Annotated in this window: 3 protein-coding genes and 1 pseudogene; all 4 read right to left on the minus strand. The window is 37.8% G+C overall.

Features of this window, described 5'->3' with window-relative positions; translation table 11 throughout:
• Nucleotides 1-264 (minus strand): AAA family ATPase (locus tag LMF89_RS26460; protein ID WP_369412722.1); only part of this gene is annotated, 264 nt, incomplete at its 3' end.
• A 3-nt stretch (nucleotides 265-267) separates the two neighbouring features.
• Nucleotides 268-1,539: pseudogene (locus tag LMF89_RS25035) on the minus strand (transposase); the annotation flags it as partial.
• A 139-nt stretch (nucleotides 1,540-1,678) separates the two neighbouring features.
• Entirely contained in the window at nucleotides 1,679-2,032 is a 354-nt protein-coding gene (locus LMF89_RS25040) for a hypothetical protein (RefSeq protein ID WP_229537530.1), read from the minus strand.
• Nucleotides 2,033-2,360: 328 nt separating this feature from the next.
• Nucleotides 2,361-3,464, minus strand: a complete 1,104-nt coding sequence (locus tag LMF89_RS25045) for an IS30 family transposase (RefSeq protein ID WP_439651964.1) — start codon at nucleotides 3,462-3,464, stop codon at nucleotides 2,361-2,363.
• Nucleotides 3,465-3,481: the final 17 nt, after the last annotated feature.

The following is a 3,481-nucleotide window of genomic DNA, read 5'->3' on the forward strand; positions in this document are numbered from 1 at the left end:
CCGATAAAAATCAGCCACAGTGACTGTAGATAAAGGGAAATAAACAGCCCTATATAATGAAGGATTGAGGTTGCCAGCAAAACGCCTAAGTAGTGATGTTTTACCAGCTCCAGCTTCACCCGTCACAACACTAATGCCTCTAGTGCTTTTTAGATATTCAAGTCGTGCTAAACCTTCGGCGAGGCATTGAGAAGAAAAGAACTGCTTCCCATCAATTTCTTTACGAAAAGGTACTGCTGAAAGCGAATAAAATGTTTGATACATTACATCCTGTTTACAGGCAAGCAAGCGTTCAAAGGAAATAGGTGCTTCCTCTTGCGCATTTTTTGAGCGTTTGCTATGAGCATTATCAATGAATGATACGATGGTAGCCATACATATTGATGTATCATTTTCATATATATGTACCACTTTTGGTATTGATGGATCATAACGTATTTCAATTTTTTGTCCGATAAAACGTGCTGGCACTTCAAATAACTGATTTAAGAGAGTAATTGTCCCATCGTGCTTCACTTTACGGTAGTCACGTTTCCAAAATAGCATATCTAACGAACTTGGGTCGCTGATCATGCGCACAGAGGATGCCTGGGACATAAACATATCTAGTGGGCACATCCCCAGCCCAGAATGAATTTTTCGATGATAATCGATCTCTAACCATTGCCAAAATCGTTGATTGAGTTCTTCTAATGTTTTAGGTGGATTTTCAGCCAGAATCGGATAAAATCGTCTACGTACAGTACCAAAAAAGCGTTCAATTTTGCCTTTGGCTTCTGGATCATAGGGTTGAGTATGGGTTAAAGTGATCCCTAGAGAGGCGCAGGCTAAATGGAGTTGTCCAGCGTGATAGACCTTGCCGTTATCAACATATATCATTTTAGGGATACCACGTCTTGTCAGTGCTTCTTGTAATACTGTTTTCATACAATCAAACTTTTCATTAAAGAAAAACTGAGCAAAAGGAACTAGACGAGAGCAATCATCTAAAAATGCAAATAAATTAGTGCGATATTTTTTGCCACCAATGACGAGATAATAGCCTACGGACATATCTCCTTGCCAAAGAATATTAATTTTATCATAGGAAAAACGCTTGCGTTCTTTGGCTGGTGTACTATCCTTTTCCAATAGATGATTCATTTTTAGCAAGCGATAGATTGTATAGTATGAAACCTTGTCAGGAGTGAGCACTGCATCTGATACAAGCTTTTCATAAAATAGTACAACGGAAAGACAACGATGTTTTTTCCTTATTTCTAGAATAAGTTCTTTTCCCTCTGGTGTAAGAGCGCGACAGCTACCTTTATCAGAACGGCCTTTAGGCTTTAAGGCCGCAAAACCACCTCTACGGTAGTCGCGTAGCCAAGACTCAATCGTCTTTGGCGCAAATCCCTTACGTCCATACCAAGGAACATCATAAATTTTACCACAAATTTCGGCGATATAGTCTTGCTTAGAACGAACCTGATTGTTGAGTAGAGGAGAAATTAATCCATAGCGAAACAAAGCCACTTGTTCACAATTTTCATTTGTCAAAGTTCATCACCCTCCATTTATTTGAGGGTTAGCCGGCTAACCTGTACAAAATCAATAGTAACCTAGGGAAGGCAGATTTACCAGCACAAAGGTGTGTGGGATAGTTTCCAGTTACACTCGAGCAAATTTTATGGTAAAATTAATGTGCCATGAAATTTAGTTTGTGCTGTTGGTGAAACTTTTGCGAAAAAGTTTCTGCTGTGGGGACAGTTAACATACAAACAAATTTTCTGGCTTTTTCTTTTTCATCTTGAGGACTGATCTCCTGCCACTTTTGATCTCGAAGATACATTTCGATACGTGTCATATTCCTGCAAAATCGCAATCGTTCTTCATAATCCTCAGTTACAATGTTGCGCCAATACTTACCATGCTTGTGAAATGAATTTGGCACTTGGCATTTAGGACATGAATCAGGACGCTTAATCTCTAAATTATCGAACTTGGCTATATACTCTATTGGTGTTAATGCAAATTGAACAATGAATTGCATGAAAAAAATTCGCTCCTCTTGCTACAATAATTTGCAATATATTATAGCAGATTGAAACGGATTTGATTTTAAATTGTTGACGCTGATTATGCAAAAATTTACGTCGATTTGGTTAGGATTATATGCCAGCTAACAGGTTGTTCATGGCAGATGAGTACAGCCTTATAAACCTGAGAAGAATAGATATCATCCGTGACCCTAAATTGCAGATTTCTAAAAATCCCTTTATACATGAAGAGTATTTTGTATAAATTGCAAATTTAAATGCCGTCCATATTATGGAAATCCGTATAATGTTAGACCTTCCCTCTACAACTAAAAGAGTTGTTTATGCACTCATCTTACTGGCTATTTCATTCGCTGACTGATATCCAAAGATTCTTCGTGGATAGTTATTAATCCATTGTTCGATTCTTCTGATTCGTGCTTCGGTAATTATACCGATATCGGTACCTTTGGGAATAAAACGACGGATCATTTTATTAATATTTTCATTGGTTCCACGCTCCCAAGAACTATAAGGATGTGCATAATATACTTTCACTCTGGACTCATCAGCAGCAAGTTTCGATTGCTCAATTTGTCTAAAGTTTAAAAACTCACTACCGTTATCTACGGTTATTGTTTTAAATTTCCTTCTAAAATGTTCCCCGTATTTTACCTCCAACTTATCCAGTGCTGCTTTTACCGCTTCTTGCGTTTTTCCTGGCATTTTGCAAATAATCTCTTCTCTACTACATCTCTCACTCAAAACCAATAACACCGCACCCTTACCTTTGCGTGGGCCGACTACACAATCCATTTCCCAATGACCATATTCTTCCCTTTGCTCTATTTCAATTGGTCGTTCCTCAATACTCGTACCTTTTAAATTTTTATGTGCGATTTTCACCTTTCGATAGATACCTTTTTTCTTGTCTTTTTTTATAGGCAAATCTTGATTGCTTATGTTCACAAAAATCCCTTTATCAATGTAATTATACAATGTTTTTGTACAGATGCTTGTTTTAAACTTCAAGCCCTTCGCCTTGATTTCTCCCATTACGGCATCCGGTGAATACTTTCTTTTCACGATTAGTTTTTCAATATGCTGGACCAGCTGATGATCCTTACCAATCTTCAAATTGCAGCCTTTATTTGCTCCATTAGCTTGATACACCGCCTGACCACGGTCTGCGCAATATTCTTCACGATAACTTAAATTGCTGTTTAGAAGGCGGATTTTTCCCTTTGTTATTTCCCTCTCAATGGTTCGCTGGTGCTTACCCAATCGCTTAGCGATTTCACTAGCTTTCAACTTTTCCTTCAGAAGAATTTCTATTGTATACCTTTCTTTTTCTGTTAAGTGTTTATTTTTCTTGTTTTCTACGGTATAATTTCTTTGGCTCATGGGATTTTCCTCCGGTAATGTTTTTGCTTGGTCGCTTAACATTATATACCGGATTCCCA

The organism is Pelosinus baikalensis, assembly GCF_020819555.1.
Classification (GTDB): Bacteria; Bacillota; Negativicutes; order DSM-13327; family DSM-13327; genus Pelosinus; species Pelosinus baikalensis.

What these genes read in the sequence shown, in the direction of transcription:
- LMF89_RS25040 (WP_229537530.1), bottom strand. Translation starts at nt 2,032, where the DNA reads ATGCAATTCATTGTTCAATTTGCATTAACACCAATAGAGTATATAGCC.
- LMF89_RS25045 (WP_439651964.1), bottom strand. Translation starts at nt 3,464, where the DNA reads ATGTTAAGCGACCAAGCAAAAACATTACCGGAGGAAAATCCCATGAGC.